Source organism: Serratia sp. PF-27 (assembly GCF_030053255.1).
GTDB classification, from domain to species: Bacteria; Pseudomonadota; Gammaproteobacteria; order Enterobacterales; family Enterobacteriaceae; genus Serratia; species Serratia bockelmannii.
This window is the reverse complement of the sequence record NZ_JASGBT010000019.1, coordinates 232,811-250,022: the sequence shown is the minus strand read 5'-3', so window position 1 is coordinate 250,022 and position 17,212 is coordinate 232,811. Positions and strand designations below refer to the sequence as shown.

17 protein-coding genes are annotated in these 17,212 nt (G+C 60.9%); 7 read left to right on the top strand and 10 right to left on the bottom strand.

The window, feature by feature from the left end; all coding sequences use genetic code 11:
- Positions 1–264: 264 nt before the first annotated feature.
- The 3 genes from ftsX to ftsY are packed head-to-tail and all read right to left on the bottom strand — an operon-like array spanning position 265 to position 3,357.
- Positions 265–1,218, bottom strand: coding sequence for a permease-like cell division protein FtsX (ftsX, locus tag QMZ29_RS12765; protein WP_025304898.1), 954 nt, complete (start codon positions 1,216–1,218; stop codon positions 265–267).
- Positions 1,208–1,879: a cell division ATP-binding protein FtsE gene (gene ftsE, locus QMZ29_RS12760; RefSeq protein ID WP_004934337.1), complete on the bottom strand. Its 672-nt coding sequence runs from the start codon at positions 1,877–1,879 to the stop codon at positions 1,208–1,210. Before ftsE ends, ftsX begins: the two co-directional genes overlap by 11 nt.
- Positions 1,880–1,884: 5 nt before the next feature.
- Entirely contained in the window at positions 1,885–3,357 is a 1,473-nt protein-coding gene (ftsY, locus tag QMZ29_RS12755) for a signal recognition particle-docking protein FtsY (RefSeq protein WP_164100128.1), read from the bottom strand.
- A gap of 242 nt (positions 3,358–3,599) precedes the next feature.
- Between ftsY and rsmD the strand changes: the two genes are divergently transcribed.
- Positions 3,600–4,220: a 16S rRNA (guanine(966)-N(2))-methyltransferase gene (gene rsmD / locus QMZ29_RS12750; RefSeq protein WP_025304896.1), complete on the top strand. Its 621-nt coding sequence runs from the start codon at positions 3,600–3,602 to the stop codon at positions 4,218–4,220.
- Positions 4,210–4,482: a DUF1145 family protein gene (locus QMZ29_RS12745; protein ID WP_004934327.1), complete on the top strand. Its 273-nt coding sequence runs from the start codon at positions 4,210–4,212 to the stop codon at positions 4,480–4,482. The genes rsmD and QMZ29_RS12745 overlap by 11 nt, the downstream gene beginning before the upstream one ends.
- 3 nt (positions 4,483–4,485) lie before the next feature.
- On the opposite strand, the gene QMZ29_RS12740 is transcribed toward QMZ29_RS12745, so the two are convergent.
- Positions 4,486–4,842 (bottom strand): DUF2500 domain-containing protein, encoded by a 357-nt coding sequence (locus tag QMZ29_RS12740; RefSeq protein ID WP_197769470.1) that lies wholly within the window; start codon positions 4,840–4,842, stop codon positions 4,486–4,488.
- Between the two features lie 159 nt (positions 4,843–5,001).
- Between QMZ29_RS12740 and QMZ29_RS12735 the strand changes: the two genes are divergently transcribed.
- Positions 5,002–5,628 carry a lysoplasmalogenase gene (locus tag QMZ29_RS12735; RefSeq protein WP_025304894.1) on the top strand — a complete coding sequence of 209 codons (627 nt, stop codon included), beginning with the start codon at positions 5,002–5,004 and terminating at the stop codon, positions 5,626–5,628.
- A gap of 40 nt (positions 5,629–5,668) precedes the next feature.
- Here QMZ29_RS12735 and QMZ29_RS12730 read toward each other — a convergent pair whose 3' ends face one another.
- Entirely contained in the window at positions 5,669–6,046 is a 378-nt protein-coding gene (locus tag QMZ29_RS12730; RefSeq protein WP_025304893.1) for an AprI/Inh family metalloprotease inhibitor, read from the bottom strand.
- A gap of 54 nt (positions 6,047–6,100) precedes the next feature.
- A complete protein-coding gene (locus QMZ29_RS12725) occupies positions 6,101–7,564 on the bottom strand; it encodes a serralysin family metalloprotease (protein WP_025304892.1) in 1,464 nt (487 codons plus the stop codon).
- 682 nt (positions 7,565–8,246) lie between these two features.
- Here QMZ29_RS12725 and QMZ29_RS12720 point away from each other — a divergent pair.
- Positions 8,247–10,565, top strand: coding sequence for a zinc/cadmium/mercury/lead-transporting ATPase (locus tag QMZ29_RS12720; RefSeq protein ID WP_089196410.1), 2,319 nt, complete (start codon positions 8,247–8,249; stop codon positions 10,563–10,565).
- A gap of 80 nt (positions 10,566–10,645) precedes the next feature.
- Here the strand turns inward: QMZ29_RS12720 and tusA are convergent, their stop codons facing one another.
- Complete coding sequence (gene tusA / locus QMZ29_RS12715; protein ID WP_025304890.1) at positions 10,646–10,891, bottom strand: sulfurtransferase TusA; 246 nt, start codon at positions 10,889–10,891, stop codon at positions 10,646–10,648.
- A gap of 219 nt (positions 10,892–11,110) precedes the next feature.
- Between tusA and QMZ29_RS12710 the strand changes: the two genes are divergently transcribed.
- The 3 genes from QMZ29_RS12710 to QMZ29_RS12700 all read left to right on the top strand — a co-directional run bounded on the left by QMZ29_RS12710 (position 11,111) and on the right by QMZ29_RS12700 (position 12,889).
- Entirely contained in the window at positions 11,111–11,770 is a 660-nt protein-coding gene (locus tag QMZ29_RS12710; RefSeq protein WP_043142197.1) for a 7-cyano-7-deazaguanine/7-aminomethyl-7-deazaguanine transporter, read from the top strand.
- 40 nt (positions 11,771–11,810) lie between these two features.
- The gene (locus QMZ29_RS12705; RefSeq protein ID WP_141971670.1) at positions 11,811–12,245 is read left to right on the top strand and encodes a GNAT family N-acetyltransferase; all 435 of its coding nucleotides are present in this window, start codon (positions 11,811–11,813) and stop codon (positions 12,243–12,245) included.
- Positions 12,246–12,325: 80 nt separating this feature from the next.
- Positions 12,326–12,889 (top strand): DcrB family lipoprotein, encoded by a 564-nt coding sequence (locus QMZ29_RS12700; protein ID WP_025304887.1) that lies wholly within the window; start codon positions 12,326–12,328, stop codon positions 12,887–12,889.
- 35 nt (positions 12,890–12,924) lie between these two features.
- Here the strand turns inward: QMZ29_RS12700 and glpC are convergent, their stop codons facing one another.
- From glpC to glpA, 3 genes are read right to left on the bottom strand one after another with little or no spacing between them, the layout of a single operon-like run.
- Positions 12,925–14,124, bottom strand: coding sequence for an anaerobic glycerol-3-phosphate dehydrogenase subunit GlpC (gene glpC / locus QMZ29_RS12695; protein ID WP_261426216.1), 1,200 nt, complete (start codon positions 14,122–14,124; stop codon positions 12,925–12,927).
- Positions 14,121–15,389: a glycerol-3-phosphate dehydrogenase subunit GlpB gene (gene glpB / locus QMZ29_RS12690; RefSeq protein ID WP_060434789.1), complete on the bottom strand. Its 1,269-nt coding sequence runs from the start codon at positions 15,387–15,389 to the stop codon at positions 14,121–14,123. The genes glpC and glpB overlap by 4 nt, the downstream gene beginning before the upstream one ends.
- Positions 15,379–17,028 (bottom strand): anaerobic glycerol-3-phosphate dehydrogenase subunit A, encoded by a 1,650-nt coding sequence (glpA, locus tag QMZ29_RS12685; RefSeq protein ID WP_261426217.1) that lies wholly within the window; start codon positions 17,026–17,028, stop codon positions 15,379–15,381. The genes glpB and glpA overlap by 11 nt, the downstream gene beginning before the upstream one ends.
- Positions 17,029–17,212 lie beyond the last annotated feature (184 nt).

Here is a 17,212-nt window from a genome sequence, read left to right as displayed (position 1 = left end):
AAATGATTGATTCTACGGCAGTTGCTGAAGCAAAAGCGGTTCCACACGCCGGGCACCTTAACATTTGCTGCAATTTTTGACCGTACTCCGCCCTAAAAGTTCACCCTTTTTTGCAAGCATTGTCGCTGACAATACGTGACGAGGGTGAAGGCCGATAGGGAATTTGTGCGCTAAGAAGAGAGGGGTGGTGCTGACTTCGCTTGAGGTCACTCTTCTCCCGCAACGCGATCAAAAGCAGCAGGAGAAGAGTATACCAAAAAAATCTTACTGTGGTGTAAATCGGCGTAAATGTTGCACCGTCGCCAGCCAGGCGGCGATCCAGCCGATCATCGCGGAGATGATCAGCAGCAACAGCGCCTCATCCCAGCCCAGCCCGTGCAGGGTGAAGGTGGTGCCGAATACCTTGGCGACCCCGACGACCACCGACTCCAGCTGCCACACCAGCGCGCCGGAGAGCACCAGCGACAGCAGCGCACCGGCAAAGCCCAGCATCGCCCCGCCGTTGAGGAACGGCCGCAGAATAAAGCCGTCGGTGGCGCCGATCAGCTTCATCACGTTGATGGTGTCGCGACGGCTGAAGATGCTCAGACGCACGCTGTTGCCGATCACCAGGAACACCGCCACGATCATCAGCACGCCGATGATCGCCGCGATCTGGCCCGCCAGCCCGGTCAGCGCCGCCAGGCGGGCAAACCAGCTGTCATCCATGCGCACTTCTTCCACGCCCTGCACCGCCGCTACGCGATCGCGCAGGGTGTTGAGGGTGTCCGAACTCTGGAAGCTCATCTTCGGCGTGACGATCGCCACCGCCGGCAACGGGTTCTCTTCCAGCATGTCCAGCGCGCCGCCAAAGCCCGACCAGTTACGGAACTCGCCGCGCGCTTCTTCACGCGACAGGTAGTTCACCTTCTCCACGCCGGCTTCCGCCTTGATGGCGTCGAGCACTTTCAGCGCCGCGTCGTCATCGAGCGATTTATCCAGGTAGACCGTCAGTTGCGGCGTCGGATACCACTGGCTGGCCGCGGTGCTGACGTTTTTCCACACGATGTAGCACACGCTCGGCAGCGTCAGGGAAATGGCGATCACCATCACCGTCAGCAGCGTCGCCAACGGCTGGCGCAGCATGTCTTTGATGGCGTTCATCCAGGCATAACGCCACTGTTCGCGCCAGCCGCCGCGCAGCGCCTTGCTCTTGGCGGTTTTTGCGTTATTGGCCATGGTGAGCGCCCCCCTGCATGCGGCCCTGGCTCAGCGTCAGGATGCGGTAATTGCGACGGGCGATAAGCCCGGTGTCGTGCGTCGCCATCAGTACGGTCACGCCGACGCGGTTGAATTCTTCAAACAGGCGCAGAATGCCTTCCGACAGCGCATCATCCAGGTTACCGGTCGGTTCATCCGCCAGCAGCACCGCCGGCTTGTTCACCACCGCACGGGCGATGCCCACGCGCTGCTGCTCACCGCCGGACAGCTGAATCGGGAAGTTTTTCGCTTTATCCAGCAAACCGACTTTGTCCAACGCGGCGGAAACGCGGCGGCGGATATCTTCGGTGCTGGCGCCGGCGATGATAAGCGGCATCGCCACGTTGTCATACACCGTGCGATCCAGCAGCAGGTGGTGATCCTGGAAGATCATGCCGATCTGCCGACGCAGGAACGGCACCTCGCGGTTTTTCAAACGGCTGATGTCGTGCCCGCCAAACCAGATGTGGCCGGCGCTGGGCCGTTCGATACCGCAAATCAGTTTCAGCAGGGTACTTTTCCCCGCGCCGGAATGGCCGGTCAGAAACGCCATTTCCGCCGGGCGCAGATGGAAATCAACCCCCTGCAGCGCTTGCCGTCCGCCCAGATAAGCTTTACTGACCTGTTCAAAGCGAATCATCCGTATTAATCCTCTCGGGCAAAAAGTGCCTCAATAAAATCGTCAGCCTTAAACGGCCGCAAATCTTCGATGCCTTCCCCGACGCCGATATAGCGGATCGGGATACCGAACTGATCGGCGATGGCGAAGATCACCCCGCCCTTGGCGGTACCGTCCAGTTTAGTCAGCGTGATGCCGGTTAAGCCCACGGCCTCATTAAATAATTTCGCCTGACTGACCGCATTCTGGCCGGTGCTGGCATCGAGCGTCAGCATAACCTCATGGGGGGCCTGGTCGTCCAGTTTTTTCATGACGCGGACGATCTTCTTCAGCTCTTCCATCAGGTGCGATTTATTCTGCAGACGGCCGGCGGTATCGGCGATCAACACATCGATGCCGCGCGCCTTGGCGGCCTGCACCGCATCGAAGATCACCGAAGCGGAATCCGCGCCGGTATGCTGCGCCACCACCGGAATGCGGTTGCGTTCGCCCCACACCTGCAGCTGCTCCACCGCGGCGGCGCGGAAGGTATCCCCCGCCGCCAGCATCACCGACTTGCCTTCCGCCTGGAACTGACGCGCCAGCTTGCCGATGGTGGTGGTTTTACCCACGCCGTTCACGCCGACCATCAGGATGACATACGGGGTTTTACCGCTGACATCCAGCGGCTGATCGACCTTGGCCAGAATTTCGGACATTTCCTCCTTCAGCTTGCCGTACAGCGCTTCAGCGTCTTTCAGCTGCTTGCGGCTGGCGTGCTGAGTCAGGGAGGTGATGATCTTGCGCGTGGTCTCCACGCCGACGTCGGCGATCAGTAGCTGTTCTTCCAGCTCGTCGAACAGGTCGTCGTCGATCTTTTTACCGCGGAACAGCCCCATAAAGCCGGAACCGAGGTTTTGCTTAGTCTTCAGCAGGCTGCGTTTCAGGCGAGCGAAGAAGCCTTCTTTGGTCGGGCGTTCCTGCTCTTGCGCAGCGGCCGGCACCACAGGTTCAAGCGGCGCTTCTTCCGGCTCCGGTTCAGGTTCGACGATTGGCTCGGGTTCAACCACCGGCTCGGGCTCAACCACTGGCTCGGGTTCAACGACCGGCTCAGGTTCGACCACCGGCTCGGGTTCAACCACCGGCTCAGGCTCGACCACCGGCTCAGGTTCAACCACCGGTTGCTGCTGCGCCACCACTTGCTCGGTGACGCTGACGATCTCTTCAGCCAACGCTTGCGGCGCCGCCGGATGTTCAGCCGCCGCCGGCAGGTTTTCCGCGATTTGCTCGCCGGCCTGACCGTTATCCCACTCCCCCGGGGTGTCGACGGAGGCGGCAGGTTCAGATTCCTGGGCGGGGAGCTTGTCATCCAGCTTGGCGGCGGCCGGTTCAGCCGGCGTCTCCGCGGCCTGAGGTTCCGCCTGCTCTACCGGCTGCTCAGGTTGCTGTTGCTCTTCTTCCTTTTCCTTCTGGCCAAAGCCCAGCCAGGAGAAAAACCCACGTTTCTTATCTTTTGCCATGTTATGACTCTACTCCGTACCGAAGGCTCGCTTACCCTACATACCTGAAGGATATATGCTGACAATAATCCGCCGAGTCTATCACTTTCCCTCGCGCAGCAACACGCATCCGGCATGCTTTCCGGTGTGAAATCAGACAACAACGTTTTACCGTTCCCCCCGACGCCCGTCACCGGTAGAATAGGGACAACTTTTCGTTAACCTCTGCGGCCCCGCGCCGCAAAAGAAATCAAACAACGCTTATGACAAGACTCTCGCCACGGGCCGCGGCCAAAAAGCCGCCCCAGGCCGCAGCCGGACAGATCCGCATCATCGGCGGCCAATGGCGCGGCCGTAAGCTCCCGGTGCCGAACAGCCCGGGGCTGCGCCCCACCACCGATCGGGTACGCGAAACCCTGTTCAACTGGCTGGCGCCGGTGATTCAGGGCGCGCGCTGCCTGGACTGCTTCGCCGGCAGCGGCGCATTAGGGCTGGAAGCGCTGTCGCGCTATGCCGGCAGCGCCACGCTGTTAGAATTCGAGCGGCCGGTGGCGCAGCAACTGGAAAAAAATCTGGCGCTGCTGCAGGGCAAAGGGGTAGTTATCAACACCAACGCGCTGAGCTGGCTGGCGGGCGACGGTCAACCGTTCGACGTGGTGTTCCTCGATCCGCCGTTTCGCAAAGGCCTGCTGGCGGAGACCGTCTTGTTGCTGGAGCAGCGTGGCTGGCTGGCCGACGAGGCATGGATCTATGTAGAAGCCGAGGCGGAAAGCGCCGCGGCGGACGTGCCTGCCAGCTGGCAGTTGCACCGGGAGAAGGTCGCCGGTCAGGTGGCTTATCGCCTTTATCTTCGTTCGAAAGAGAAAACCGACCATGCTGATTAATCTGGGCCGCCTGCTGATGCTGTGCGTATGGGGCTTCCTGCTCTCTAACCTGTTCCATCCGTTTCCCAAGCCGCTGAAGTATTTCATCGACGTGGCGCTGTTTTTTATGGTGGTGATGCACGGCCTGCAGCTGGTGCTGTTGAAATCCACCCAGCCGAAGGATCAGCCGATCAGCTACTGGCAAGAGGCCAAGATCTTTATCTTTGGCGTGTTTGAGCTGCTGGCCTGGCAAAAGAAACAGCCGCCCATCAAGAAAAAGTGACCGCTACGGCTGAACGGTGAACGAGACGAAGCGCGTGCCCTGCATGTTTAACGTGCCGTGCGCGCCTTTTTCTATCGGGTTGTACTGCCATTGCTTCAGCCGCAGCGTAATGTCTTCACCGCCCTGGTTCGGGCTGAACACCACCTCGTAATACATCGGCTCGTTGACCAACGGCTCGCGCTGCGGCGCACGGGTCTTGGCGACCGAGAAGCTCCGCTTGTCGCTCACCGTCACCTGCAGACTGCGCATCGGCGCACGGTCGTTTTCCGCCTCCTGCTGGCGCTGTTTGAAGTAGCGTTGCGTGGCCAGCACGGCGATCAACGCAATGACGGCGACAAAAAATAACGGTGGCTTACTCATCGGTTTCCCATTTCCTTCACGGCCAAATCGGCGTAAACATAGCATTCTCAAGAAAGCATTGTCGATCGTCGGCAGGCTACCTACACTGAAATAAGAAGTGACATGGGTGACAGTTTGGAGCCGGTGGTTGCGGCTCCCTCCTACATAAGGATGACATCAATGAGTTGGCCGTTCCTTGCCGTATTCTTTTCCGGTTGGCTGTTCGTCGACGCCTCTTACCGCGGGCCGCGCTGGCAGCGTTGGGTGTTCAAACCCGTCACGCTGTTGCTGCTGTTGCTGCTTGCCTGGCAGGCGCCGGTGCTCAGCGCGGCGGGTTATCTGATCGTACTCGGCCTGCTGGCGACGCTGATCGGCGATGCGCTGCTCCTGCTGCCGCGCGAGCGGGTGCTGTACGCCATCGGCGCCTTTTTCCTGTCCCACTTGCTGTACACCCTGAGTTTCGCCAGCCAGATGACGTTCAGTCTGTTCTGGCCGCTGCCGCTGGCGCTGCTGGCGATCGGTGCATTGCTGCTAGCCACCCTTTGGACCCGGCTGGAAGAGATGCGCTGGCCAATCGTCACCTACGTGGCGATGACGCTGCTGATGGTCTGGCTGGCAGGCGAGCAATATTTCCTGCGCAGCACCGATTTCGGCTTCTCGCTGCTGGCCGGCACCTCGCTGCTGCTGCTGGCCAACGTGGTTTGGCTGCTCAACCGTTACCGCTTCACCTTCCGCGCGGCGGACGCCATCGTGGCTTTCTGTTACTTTTCCGGCCACTTCCTGATCGTGCGTTCGCTCTACCTGTAGAGACCTGCCGCGGGTTCGGCGCGCCGAACCCGTTTCTTCATCAAGCCAGCGCTTTCAACGTCAGGGCATCACCCGCACCCAGCTGATTGCGGTACAGATCGCCGTCGCGCGAGAAGAACGCCAGCGTGCTGCCATCCGCCTGCAGCAGGGCGATGCCGTCCGGCGCCGGGCGCCAGCCCACCACCTCGGCCGCAAATACGCTTTGCAGACAACGCTGCCGATCCACCAGCTGGTAGCCGTTGGTCTCGCTTTGTTCATTGGCCAGAAACTCGATTTGGCATTGCCTTTCGCTGTCGGCTACCTGCCATTGCCCCGCCAGCGACTGCGCGGTCGGCAGCGCCAGACTGCCGGCCATCACCGCACTCGTCACCATCATGCCTCCCGCCGCCAGGGCGGCGCGCGTTAAAGTACCTTTCATACCGGCTCCCACATCACGCCCGGCCGAGACTGCGCCGGGCGCTCCGTTGCTGCGTTACACGATAAAGTCAGTGGCGACGTCTACCTGACCGACGATTTTCACCAGGAAGTCCGGCGCCTGATGACCCCCGATGTTCACCGACAAATCGGTCACGTTGTTGGACGCGTTGTAGCTCAGCAGCGCTTCACCGGCCGCGCCGCTGAAGTGATCGACGAAGTGAATGAAGTCGCTGCTCTGCGCCTCTTTGTTGAAGAACGACAGATCAATCTTGTCGATCCCTTTCTGGAAGTCGCGGATCCAGTCTGAAGCGCCCGGTGCGGAATCGCTGGCGGCAGAGAACACGAAGATGTCTTTACCGGCACCGCCCCACAGCTCATCCGCCCCGCCGCCGCCGAACAGTACGTCGTTACCCGCGCCGCCTTTCAGCACGTTATTGGCCGCGTTGCCGACGATCACGTCGTTGCCGGAACCGCCAATGGCGTTCTCAATGGTCACACCGGCGGCGATCGACACGTTGCCCTTCAGGCCGCCCACGTCGGAGAACGACTTCTCGTTCAGGTTGATGCGTTGGTTAGCGGTGTAACCGGAGAAGTCGAAGGTATCGTTGCCGCCCGCATCCCAGGCCGCAAAGATCACTTTTTGCGAGTTGCTGGTGGTGCTGAGGAAGTCACGACCAGTGTTGGAGTTAAAGCCGTACACGGTGTCGCCGGTGCGGGTCGACAGGTTGGCGCCATACAGGTGCTGAATGGCGGCAATGTCATCCAGCAGCGGAGCCGCGGCGTAATGACCGCCGTTGTCGCCACCGGTATTGGTTTCACTCCAGTAGCTCATCAGGCTGAACTGACGAGTATCTTCCGCGTAAGTGACGTCGCGGTAGGTCGGGTTGCCTTCACCGGCGTTGTAATCGCCCGGATGGCTCAGACCCAGTGCATGGCCAATTTCATGGGTGAACGTCTGGCGGCCGTAGTCTTCGGTCGCCGGATGCTTGACGTTGGACTGATTGACGTTGTACCAGGTCTGGCCCCCCAGATCCTGGCCCTGCCAAATGGTGTTCGGCAGGAAGGCGTAGGCCTGGGTGCCGTAATCATAGTGGCCGGGGCGATCCTGGCTGTAGTTGCCGAAGGTGATATTGGCCTTTTGTCCGGCCGCCACTTCGGTGAAGGTGATATTGGCGACGTCGGCCCAGGACTGCAGCGACAGCTTAGCCTGCTGCTGCTGTTCCGCGCTGAACTTGCTCAGCCCGGTGTCGCCGGCGACGTTAGTGGAAGAGAACTTATAATCCGGGAAGGAGAAGGTTAATTTGATCGGCTGGCCAAATACCTTGTAACCGTTCCAGGTTTGGTTCTCGCGGGTAATAAACAGCCCAGCTTGCTCGTTAGAAAATGAATCCTTGCCATTAATCTGAATCCCGTTACCCCGCTCATGATAATGCAGCAGGTCGTCTACAGCATCGTAACCGGTTGTCGCGGCCGCGAGGCTGGATTCAGTAATTTCAATTGCCTTTTTAGTAGATTGCATTGGTTCGATTCCACTCATTACCTGATTGATATCAATCAGACAGATAGACATAACCTCCCCGTAAGCCACGGTTAATGAACCTCAAGCTTGCTGGAAGGGGCTTATGCGCCGTTACCGGCAGTGTGTTAGGTAGAATTAATGCATATATATCAGCAAATAAGATCACCATTAAAAATGGTAATCGATTCCAATTATAGGCAGGACCGTAAAACTGCACATAAAATAATCAACCATTTATTATCGCAACGAAAGTTTGTTATGCTGCTTTTTAGGCTTCTTTACAAAGCAAACGAAACTTGATGAGGATAAGTTGGCACCAAACTTCAATAGCAACGCGGCCTGCAGAGTCAAGCGAATCATGCTGGCTTTACTCAGGGGAAAAGGTAAATTTTGCTAAAGCGTTATAGATTAATAACTCTTTATTATTAGGTCGGGCGATTTTTTAGTTTCTATAGGAATATTATTTTCTTATTTAAACTAACGGCAGCGAGCCTTTTCGCCCAAATAGGGGATAAGAAAAGCCGATATATTTAAATTCGCATTATTCATTATTGAATGAATCCCCCTTTTCTACGCCCGAACGCCGTTAGCAATAATTCTCATCCGGCGCTTGACTCTGGAGTGGACTCCAGGGTGTAGAGTCAGCTGAGCAAACCCGTTTAACAGCCCGAAGGGGGACGTTATGCACAATCAGCAAAACCATAATCATCAGGAACATCACCACGCCGAAGGCGGGTGCGGCTGCAACCACAGCCACAGCAAAACGCAGCATGGCTGCAGCAGCGAGCCGAAAAGCGCAGCCGTACAGGCCGAACACGCCCACCATCATCACGATCATGGCGATAGCGGCTGCTGCGCCACCGCGCCCGACGATCCGGACGAGGAAAGCGACAGGCTGGCCGCCGCTCCCCCTTCCGGCAGCCAACGTTTCAGCTGGAAAGTCACCGGTATGGACTGCCCCAGCTGCGCCAAGAAAATCGAAAATGCCGTCACCGCGCTCCCCGGCGTTGACAGCGCACGCGTATTGTTCGCCACTGAAAAACTGGTGGTCGACGCACAGTCCGATCTCAGCCTGCGGATCCAGGACGCGGTCGCCCAGGCCGGTTTTACCCTGCTCGGCACTCAGACCGCCAAAGATGCCGCGCCAAAAGCCTCGCGCTTCGGCGAATTTGCGCCGCTGCTGTTGTTAACCACCCTGATGGTGGTCAGCTGGGTGCTGGATCGGATTAACCCGGAGCTGGGTCGCATCGCCTTTATCGCCACCACGCTGGTCGGGTTGGCGCCGGTCGCCGTCAAGGCGCTGCGTCTGATTCGCTCCGGCACGCCGTTCGCCATCGAAACACTGATGAGCGTGGCGGCCATCGGCGCGCTGTTTATTGGCGCCACCGCCGAGGCGGCGATGGTGCTGCTGCTGTTTATGGTCGGCGAGCTGCTGGAATCCTACGCCGCCAACCGTGCGCGTCGCGGGGTGAAGGCGCTGATGGAGCTGGTGCCGGAAGATGCGCTGCTGCTGCAAGGCACGGAACGCAAACGCGTGCCGGTCGCCAGCCTGCGCCCTGGCGATGTGATTGAAATCGCGCCCGGCGGGCGCCTGCCGGCCGACGCCGAGCTGCTCAATCCGTTCGCCAGCTTTGACGAAAGCGCCCTGACCGGCGAATCGGTGCCGGTCGAGCGTCAACAAGGGGAAAAAGTGGCCGCCGGCAGCCTGTCCGTCGATCAGGCGGCACAGATGAAGGTGATTTCCGAGCCCGGCAAAAATGCCATCGACCGCATTTTGCAGCTTATTGAAGAGGCCGAAGAACGCCGCGCGCCGATCGAACGCTTCCTCGATCGCTTCAGCCGCTATTACACCCCAGCCATCATGCTGCTGGCCGTCGCGGTGATCCTGGTACCGCCACTGCTGTTCTCGCAGCCGTGGGAGACCTGGATCTATCGCGGCCTGACGCTGCTGCTGATCGGCTGTCCATGCGCGCTGGTGATCTCGACGCCGGCGGCCATCACATCCGGGCTGGCGGCCGCCACGCGGCGCGGCGCGCTGATTAAAGGCGGCGCGGCGCTGGAGCAACTGGGCCAGATTCAAACCATCGCCTTCGATAAAACCGGCACCCTGACCGAAGGCAAGCCGACGGTCACCGACGTGCTGCCCATCGGCGCGCTGACCGAACAACGGCTGTTGCAGCTTGCCGCCGCGGTAGAGGCCGGTTCACATCACCCGCTGGCGCAAGCGATCATCAACCGCGCCGCCGCAAGCGGGGCTGAGCTGCCGCTGGCGCAGGCGCGCCGCGCGCTGGCCGGCGTCGGTGTGGAAGGGATCGTGGACGGCAAGACCGTGCTGATCAGTGCGCCGGGCAAGCTGGCGCCGGGCCTGCTCGCCACACAATGGCAGAGCCAGGTAGACAAGCTGGAAAACGCCGGTAAAACGGCGGTGGTGGTGCTGGAAGACGGCGCGCCCATCGGCTTGCTGGCGCTGCGTGATACGCTACGCAGCGACGCCAAACAGGCGATAGCCGAACTGAACGCGCTGGGTATTCGCGGCGTGATGCTGACCGGGGATAACCCGCGCGCCGCCGCGGCGATCGCCGGCGAGCTGGGCCTCGACTATCGTGCCGGTCTGTTGCCGGAAGATAAGGTCAGCGCGGTCACCGAACTGAGCGAACTGCGCCCGACGGCGATGATCGGCGACGGCATCAACGACGCCCCGGCGATGAAGGCCTCCAACATCGGCATCGCCATGGGCAGCGGCACCGACGTGGCGCTGGAGACCGCCGACGCCGCCCTGACCCACAACCGACTGGTGGGCGTCGCGGAAATGATCCGCATCTCGCGCGCCACCCACGCCAATATCCGGCAAAACATCACCATCGCGCTGGGGTTGAAAGGGGTCTTCCTGATCACCAGCCTGCTGGGGTTAACCGGGCTGTGGCTGGCGGTGCTGGCCGACTCCGGCGCCACCGCGCTGGTCACCGCCAACGCGCTGCGGCTGTTGAGAAAGCGCAGCTAAGCTCTGAAACAAACACGGGCGCGGCATACCGCGCCCGTTGTCATTTGGGGGAAGGAACTTTTAACTCGGCCGCGCCGCCGTTATACGCCTTTACGCAGCAGATAACGGTATGGCGCCTGCTCGGTCTCCTGCGCCACCAGCGTATGCTCCATAAAGCGGCAGAACCCCGGGATATCGCGGGTGGTAGCCGGATCGTCGGCAATAATCAGCAGCGTTTCGCCGTTGTCCATATGGCGCACGGTTTTACGCACCATCATCACCGGTTCTGGGCAACGCAGCCCCAGCGCGTCGAGCGTCTGGTCTGCCTGGGCAAATAAGTCAGTCATGCAATTTTTCTCGTTCAAAACGATCGGCGAACGCTCGCCGCATCTCATTAGCGCCTAGTTTACGCCGGTAGTTTTTCTGCGCAAGATGCGTTAACGTTTGCGTTAAATTTAACCATTGCATTGGTTGCGCAAACGCGTATCATGCCGCCGCGCAGCGTTTTTTGCTGTTTTGACAAGACACACTGGGTTCCCTCACCCCACTGCTAAAAAGGCTACAACATGTATTCGTTTACCGCACAGCAGCGCTTCACGGCGTTGGTCTGGCTTTCGCTGTTTCATATCGCCATCATTACCTCCAGCAACTACCTGGTGCAGCTGCCGATCACCGTTTTAGGCTTCCATACCACCTGGGGCGCCTTTACCTTCCCGTTTATCTTCCTGGCGACCGATCTGACCGTGCGCATCTTCGGCGCGCCGCTGGCGCGACGTATTATCCTGGCGGTGATGGTGCCGGCGCTGTTCATCTCTTATGTGATCTCCACCGTCACCTATCAGGGAGAATGGCAGGGCTTCGCGGCGCTGAGCAGTTTTAACCTGTTCGTGGCGCGCATCGCCGTGGCCAGCTTTATGGCCTATGTGCTCGGCCAGATCCTCGACGTACACGTCTTTAACCGTCTGCGCCAACGCAGCGCCTGGTGGGTGGCGCCGGCGGCGGCGATGTTCCTCGGCAACATCAGCGATACGCTGGCGTTCTTCTTCATCGCCTTCTATAAGAGCAGCGATCCCTTCATGGCCAACAACTGGGTGGAGATCGCGCTGGTGGATTACAGCTTCAAGGTGATGATCTGCCTGCTGTTCTTCTTGCCGATGTACGGCGTGTTGCTGAACATGCTGCTCAAACGCATCGCGGCGCGCAGCGGCAGCCTGCAGCTGAGCTGAGTCATGCTATTCTGGGCGGCCTTATCCTTGGAGGCCGCTCATGACCCCAATCGTCCGCACCGCCACGCTCGAAGAAATCCACCGCCTTTATCAACGCATCCCCGAATTCGGTGGCCTGCATAGCCTGGCCGATCTGCAGCAGCGTATCGGCACCGCCCCCGCCAGCCTGTTGATCGCCGAGATAGACGGGCAGCCGGCCGGTTTCAAACTCGGTTATCAACGGCAGGAAACGGTGTTTTACAGCTGGCTGGGTGGCGTGCTGCCGGCATTCCGTCGCCACGGCGTGGCGCAGGTCTTGTTAGCCGAACAGGAACGCTGGGCGCGGGCGCAGGGCTATCGCCAACTGACGGTCAAAACCCGTAACCGGTTCCGCGCCATGCTGACGATGCTGCTCACCCACCACTATCAGATTGTTCAGCTGGAAAAGAAAGGCGAAGTGGCTGATTATCGGCTATTACTGGAAAAAAACTTGTGACAACATCTGCCTTGCATTTCAACCTGGAATAGGTTGCGATACGACAGTGAATCCCTACCGGAAAGGAAGAAGGAAGCCCGATGCGTAAAGTAGCGAAATTGATGGGTATCAGCCTGCTGGCGCTTGGCCTCGCGGCCTGCGACGGCAACACCAAAGACACCAAGGCAGCGCCAGACGGCGCGGCAGCCAGCGCGCCGGCCGGGCAGCAGGTGAGCCTGCTGGACGGTAAACTGGCGTTCACCCTGCCGGTCGGCATGGCGGATCAGAGCGGCAAGCTGGGCAACCAGGCCAACAACATGCATGTTTACGCAGACAGCACCGGCCAGCGCGCGGTGATCGTCATCTTGGGCGACAAGACCGCCGACAGCCTGGAGACCCTGGCCAAGCGCCTGGAGAATACCCAGCGCGCGCGTGACGCCAACCTGCAGGTGATCACCAACAAGGCGCTCGACGTCAACGGCGTGCCGCTGCGTCAGCTGGACAGCATCATCACCAGCGGCGGTGAAAAGGCTTATTCTTCCGTCCTGATCGGTTCGCTGAACAACAACATGCTGACCATCCAGGTAACGCTGCCGGCGGACAATCAGCAGCAGGCGCAGACCGAAGCCGAAGGCATCATCTCCACCCTGAAGCTGAAGCAGTAATCCCACAGAGGGCCGGTTTGCCGGCCCTTTCGTTTTTATACCAGCGCCTGCGCCAGCAGGGTGATCGGATGTTCGCAGCGCTTGCTGGTGGACATTTCTATCTGCCATTTGCAGGTTTCGCAGTCGGTCACCACCAGATCCACCTCGCTCTCTTCTATCTGCCGGAACAGCGGCGCGCCAATGCCTTGCGACGTGGCGTAGTTCTCCGATTTGAACCCGTAGGTGCCGGCGATGCCGCAGCACTGCGAATCCAGTACCACCAGCTCCAGCCCCGGTATCTGCCGCAGCAGCTCCAGGGTGTAGGCGGTCCAGCCCATCTTCTCCATATGGCAAGGCGTGTGATAAGCCACCCGCAGCGGCGTGCGCTTGAGCGGCAGGCTGCGCCCCTGATTGATCAGGCGATAGAGATAGCGCGTCGCCAGCTCCACCCGATCGCGCACCGCAGTGGTGTCTACGTCCAGCAGATGAGGGTATTCGTCACGCAGGGTGAAGGTGCAGCTCGATGAGGTCGCCACCACCGGAATGCCGCGCTCCAGCACCGTTTCCTGCAGCGATTCGGCATTGACCCTGGCCTGCTTTTTAGCCTGCTCGATAAACCCGTTGGCGATCAGCGGCACGCCGCAGCATTTCTCGCGTTTCAGCAGCTGCACGCCGATATCCAGCGCGTTGAACACCCGGACCAAATCCTTGCCCAGCTGCGGGTGGTTATAGTTGACGAAGCAACCGTGGAAGAATGCCACCTGCTCAGCGTAACGCTGCTGAGCCTGCGCCTGTTGCCGGTACCAGCGGCGGAAGGTGCCGAAGGAATATTTCGGCAGCTCACGACGGTGATCAATCTTCAGCGCCTTGTCCAGCAGCTTGCGCACCGGTTTCAACCCGGTGGCGGCGTTGACGATCGGCGCAAACGGCGTCGACAGCGATCCCATGATATCGGTATGGCTGAGTACGGCATCGCGCAGCGTCGGCTTGCTCTGGGCGAAGTCGGCGCGGGCGCGTTGAATAATGTCGCCGATTTTGACGTCGGACGGGCAGGCCACTTCACAACGTTTGCAGTTGGTGCAGTATTTCAGCGCTTCGTCGTACAGCGCCGGGTCTTTCAGCCGCAGCCGCTCGCCGTCCGGCCCCGCCTGTTTCGGCCCCGGGTAGAGCGGGTTCACTTTGGCGACCGGGCAGTAAGTGGTGCAGACGGTGCATTTGATGCAGCTTTCAAAGCTGTGGTCCCGATGCAGGCTCATACGTTCTCCTCCGCGGCGATCTGCTGCGCGACGTGCAGCGCGCCGATCAATGACACGCCGGCGCCGCAGCCCTGCTGCAGCGGATCGTAGCCACCGGCGACCGCGCCGATGGCGTACAGGTTGTCGAACGGCACTCCCTGCTTCATCGCCCGCAGCCTGCCGTCGGTACGCACGCCGAACTGCAGGTAAGGCTGCGGCGCGAACAGCTCGCGTCGGCTCCAGTCGGCGCGATCCGCCCGGCTGTGTACGTCCAGCCCAAAGATCGGCTCACGCACCCGGTCGAAATCGGCCACCAGCCCATTGCTGAAGAAGCTGCCGCTGGCCAGTACCACCTGCTGCGCTCGCAGCGGAATATCGCCGTGGTTGCGGGTGTACAAACCGGTGATGCGGCCGGCCTCGCTCTCGGCGCGCAGCACGCTGTCGCCGGGCATGAAAATGCCGCCCAGCTGCTGAAAACGCCGCCGCAGCGCCTGATGCAAGCGCATGCCGGGCACCGAAGGCGGCAACGTCGGCAGCAGTCGGATCGGTTTGCCGACCGCATCCTGCAACACCGCCAGCGACGCATCGTCCTCCAGGCCCAGACAGGCCGGCAGGAAGAGCGCCTCGGCCTCGCCCGCCAGCCGCCGCAGCTCTTCGGCCATCGGCGGCAGGCTTTCCATCAAATCCAGTACCCGGGCGATGTTCACCGCGCGGAACTCACTGGGGTTATTGCGCAATCTGTCCAGCGCCGGCATGTGCAGATAGGCCACGTCCGTCTGCACGCCGAGCTCGCGGCTCAGGGAATCGGCGGCCATCTGCGGCTGGAAGTCGAGGAACCCTTCGATGCCGATCACCGCGATGCGCCGCCACGGCAGTTGGCCGGTCAGCGGCAGCGTCGGGATCGCCTGCGGGCTGAGCCAGGTGGCGCGGCGCGTGCCCAGCGGCGTAATGCGCAGATGGTTATTGGTTCCCTCCCCCTGCAGGTTCAACCCGCAGCGCTCCAGCAGCCGCTGTGCGGCAGCGGACAGCGCCGCCACCCGGCCGGGCCCGATCAGGGCATACGGATGCTGCGGCGCCTGCTGCGCCAGCTGCGGCAACGCCGCCAGCGGCATCTCGACCGGCGTGCCGTCCGGCAATCTCGCCAACAGGTCGAGCGAGCCGGAGGAGAAGTAGAGCGCGCTCTGGCCAGAACTGACCACCGCGCAGCGCTTGCCCTGTTCGGCCACGGCAATGGCGCAGCTCAGGCCCGCCAGACCGCCGCCAATCACCACGACGTCAAATCGCATCATCTGCCTCCTGCTCCTGGCCGGCCTGGGCTTCAAGCCCGCATAATCCCTGGTAAACCCAGCTGGTAAATTCGCTCTCGCGCAGCGCATCGCCCCAGGCGATCGGCCGTACGCCTTTCCAGCGTTCGTTGAGGAACTGCGACAGCTGCGCGATGGATTGCTGCGGCGTGCTGACGTTAAAGCGCGTCAGCAGCCCGGCGGCGCGGCAGGCGCAGAGTTCGCCCTGGCAGGTGCCCATGCCGACGCGGGTGCGGCGGCGCAGATCCACCAGGTTATTGACGGTCAGCGAATTGACCGCATAACGCACTTCCCCGGCGGTCACCGCCTCGCATTCGCACACCAGGCTGGTGTCGAGCCGATCGGCCGCCGGCACCTGGCTGGCGCGATCGCCGTGGCGGTAAATCGCCGAACCACGGATGCTGGCGGGCAGTGAAACCACGCTGCGCACCGTTTCCTCCACCGACTGGCGGGATCCGGGCAACGCGTCCTGCGCGGTGGTGCACGGACGGTTTACGCCAAGCTTTTCGCACACCTTGTCGGTGGCCCACTCCGCCATCAGGCGGTAGGTCATCAGCTTGCCGCCGGTGATGGTGATAAACCCTTCCAGCCCGTCGCGGGCGGCGTGATCGAGCAGCACGATGCCGCGGCTGACGTTGCGCCCGCTGGGATCGTCGTCGCTGGCGACCAGCGGCCGCACCCCGGCATAGGCGCGCAGAATACGGGTCTGCGCCAGGGTGGGCGCCAACAGCGCCCCCTCGCGGATCAGAATGTCCACCTCCTGCGGGGTCACCAGCATGTTGTCAATTTGGTCGTAGTCGATATGGGTCGAGGTGGTGCCGATCAGCGAGATGGTGTCGCCCGGCACCAGGATGTCGGCGTCCGCCGGTTTGCGGCAGCGGTTGATCACCATGTTGTTGATGCGATGGCCGAGGATCAGCAGCGCTCCCTTGGCCGGGAACATGCGAATGCGTAAATCGGCATATTCGGCAATCTGCTGGCCCCAGATACCGGCGGCGTTGACCACCACCGACGCGTGCAGTTCATAGCGCCGCTGATTCTGATGGTCGTAAACGCGCACGCCCGTTACCCGATCGCCGCTGCGCAACAATCCCACCACCTGGTGGTAGGTCAGGATCTGCGCACCGTGCTCGCGCGCGTCCAACATGTTGGCGGCGGTCAGCCGGAAGGGATCGATGGTGCCGTCAGGTACGCGCACCGCGCCGATCAGCGCCGGGTTAGCCGCCGGCTCCAACCGCAGCGCCAGCTGCGGGTCGATCGCTTCGGCGTCGATGTCGGCCTGGCGACAGGCCGCGATAAACTGCTGCTGATAGTCCAGCGAGTCTTGCGGCAAGGTGATGAACAGCCCGTCGGTGCGCTCGATACAGTGATGCGCGATGCGTTTCAGGATGCGGTTTTCTTCGATGCACTCGCGCGCCGACTCGCCGTCGGTCACCGCATAGCGCGCGCCGCTGTGCAATAAACCGTGGTTGCGGCCGGTGGCGCCGGTAGCGATGTCGTGGCGCTCCAGCAAAATGCATCGCAGGCCGCGCCGCGCACAGTCGCGGGCAATGCCTGCGCCGGTGGCGCCGCCGCCGATGATGATCACATCCGTTTCGCCGCCGTCAAAATAGCTGCTCATGTCGCTCCCTCAGGATCGGTAGTTATGAGCCTATTGAGCCACGGTTATTGGGGTCTTTGTTTGATAAGGAACAATAACGAACATAAAACGAAATAAAAATGACCACAAAAAACCATCAATGTGATCATAATCACGATTTTTGGACGTTTTTCTATTTCATAACGTTAACGAATCGCTCAAAATC

Coding starts and splice junctions, on each gene's coding strand:
- QMZ29_RS12700 (WP_025304887.1), top strand. CDS start 12,326: ATGCGTAAAGTAGCGAAATTGATGGGTATCAGCCTGCTGGCGCTTGGC.
- QMZ29_RS12710 (WP_043142197.1), top strand. CDS start 11,111: ATGTATTCGTTTACCGCACAGCAGCGCTTCACGGCGTTGGTCTGGCTT.
- rsmD (WP_025304896.1), top strand. CDS start 3,600: ATGACAAGACTCTCGCCACGGGCCGCGGCCAAAAAGCCGCCCCAGGCC.
- QMZ29_RS12720 (WP_089196410.1), top strand. CDS start 8,247: ATGCACAATCAGCAAAACCATAATCATCAGGAACATCACCACGCCGAA.
- ftsE (WP_004934337.1), bottom strand. CDS start 1,879: ATGATTCGCTTTGAACAGGTCAGTAAAGCTTATCTGGGCGGACGGCAA.
- ftsX (WP_025304898.1), bottom strand. CDS start 1,218: ATGGCCAATAACGCAAAAACCGCCAAGAGCAAGGCGCTGCGCGGCGGC.
- glpA (WP_261426217.1), bottom strand. CDS start 17,028: ATGAGCAGCTATTTTGACGGCGGCGAAACGGATGTGATCATCATCGGC.
- glpC (WP_261426216.1), bottom strand. CDS start 14,124: ATGAGCCTGCATCGGGACCACAGCTTTGAAAGCTGCATCAAATGCACC.
- glpB (WP_060434789.1), bottom strand. CDS start 15,389: ATGCGATTTGACGTCGTGGTGATTGGCGGCGGTCTGGCGGGCCTGAGC.
- QMZ29_RS12735 (WP_025304894.1), top strand. CDS start 5,002: ATGAGTTGGCCGTTCCTTGCCGTATTCTTTTCCGGTTGGCTGTTCGTC.
- QMZ29_RS12725 (WP_025304892.1), bottom strand. CDS start 7,564: ATGCAATCTACTAAAAAGGCAATTGAAATTACTGAATCCAGCCTCGCG.
- ftsY (WP_164100128.1), bottom strand. CDS start 3,357: ATGGCAAAAGATAAGAAACGTGGGTTTTTCTCCTGGCTGGGCTTTGGC.
- tusA (WP_025304890.1), bottom strand. CDS start 10,891: ATGACTGACTTATTTGCCCAGGCAGACCAGACGCTCGACGCGCTGGGG.
- QMZ29_RS12740 (WP_197769470.1), bottom strand. CDS start 4,842: ATGAGTAAGCCACCGTTATTTTTTGTCGCCGTCATTGCGTTGATCGCC.
- QMZ29_RS12705 (WP_141971670.1), top strand. CDS start 11,811: ATGACCCCAATCGTCCGCACCGCCACGCTCGAAGAAATCCACCGCCTT.
- QMZ29_RS12745 (WP_004934327.1), top strand. CDS start 4,210: ATGCTGATTAATCTGGGCCGCCTGCTGATGCTGTGCGTATGGGGCTTC.
- QMZ29_RS12730 (WP_025304893.1), bottom strand. CDS start 6,046: ATGAAAGGTACTTTAACGCGCGCCGCCCTGGCGGCGGGAGGCATGATG.